Source organism: Hymenobacter agri (assembly GCF_054778495.1).
Window position 1 is genome coordinate 1 of the sequence record NZ_BAAGZM010001003.1, and the last position, 1039, is coordinate 1039.

The following is a 1039-nucleotide window of genomic DNA, read 5'->3' on the forward strand; positions in this document are numbered from 1 at the left end:
CGGCGGCGCGCACGGCCTGGGCGGTGGCTTCGCCAATCTGGTTCATGAAGCCCAACACGTCGGGCGAGGTCACGTTCGGCGGAATCATCAGGAAAGCGGCGTCGGCACCGCGCAGGGCGTCGGTGAGCAGGGCCACGTCGTGGGCGTCGCCGGCTTTGATGGTGGCGCCGGCTTGGGCCAGCGCATCAAGGCGGGCGCTGGGACGGGCCACGGCCGTTACGTGGTGGCCCTGGCCGAGGAGGGTGTGCACGAGGGCGGTGCCGATGTTGCCGGTAGCGCCGAGGACGGTGATTTTCTTAGACATACAATGCAAAAGGTAGGGCCGGCGCAGCGTTGCCCGGCGATGATACAAAGGTGCTGGCCTAACTTTGCTTTTCGCAAGTACCTACTAAAAAGTAGGGTACTTACTGAAAGGTAAAAATCGTTAATAACCAGCCGAATAATTTTATGTCGAAACTCACCAAGCAGCAAACGGCCGAAGCCTACTGGTCGGCGGCCGATGCCGAGCGCAACCTGACCTGCCCCGTGCGCACCACCCTCAACGTGCTGGGCGGCAAGTGGAAGCTGCTGATTCTCTCGTACCTGCTCGACGAGCCGCGCCGCTACGGCGAGCTGCGCCGGCTGATGCCCGAAATCACCGAGAAGATGCTAATTCAGGAACTGCGCGAGCTGGAGCTCGACGGCATTGTGGCCCGTACCGTGCACCAGACCGTGCCGCCGCGCGTCGACTACAGCCTCACCGAGCAGGGGCAGCGCGTGCAGCCGCTGTTTGGCGAATGGGTGGGCTGGGGCAAGCAATACCTGAGCCGGACGGGCAGCTGCGGCGTGGCCGAAACGCCAGACTCAACGGTGATGATGAAGTAAACTTCACGAAACCAACACGCCGGGGCCGCTACTTTCGGGTTGGCTTTATTCGGGCCAATCCCGCTTTTGATACAGAAATACGCTTCCATTCTGCTGGGCGGCTCGCTGCTGCTGAGCGGCTCCGCCCTGGCCCAGGTTACGCCGGCCGGCTCCACTACGCCGCCCACCCCGCCCG

At 63.2% G+C, this 1039-nt stretch carries 2 protein-coding genes; one reads left to right on the forward strand and one right to left on the reverse strand.

The annotated features are described in order from the left end of the window. The coding region (locus tag ACYVDE_RS24030; RefSeq protein ID WP_460504046.1) for an NmrA family NAD(P)-binding protein at positions 1-304 on the reverse strand (304 nt) is incomplete at its 3' end. Positions 305-447: 143 nt separating this feature from the next. Between ACYVDE_RS24030 and ACYVDE_RS24035 the strand changes: the two genes are divergently transcribed. Continuing rightward, a complete protein-coding gene (locus ACYVDE_RS24035) occupies positions 448-864 on the forward strand; it encodes a winged helix-turn-helix transcriptional regulator (RefSeq protein WP_460504047.1) in 417 nt (138 codons plus the stop codon). The last annotated feature ends 175 nt before the right edge of the window (positions 865-1039 follow it).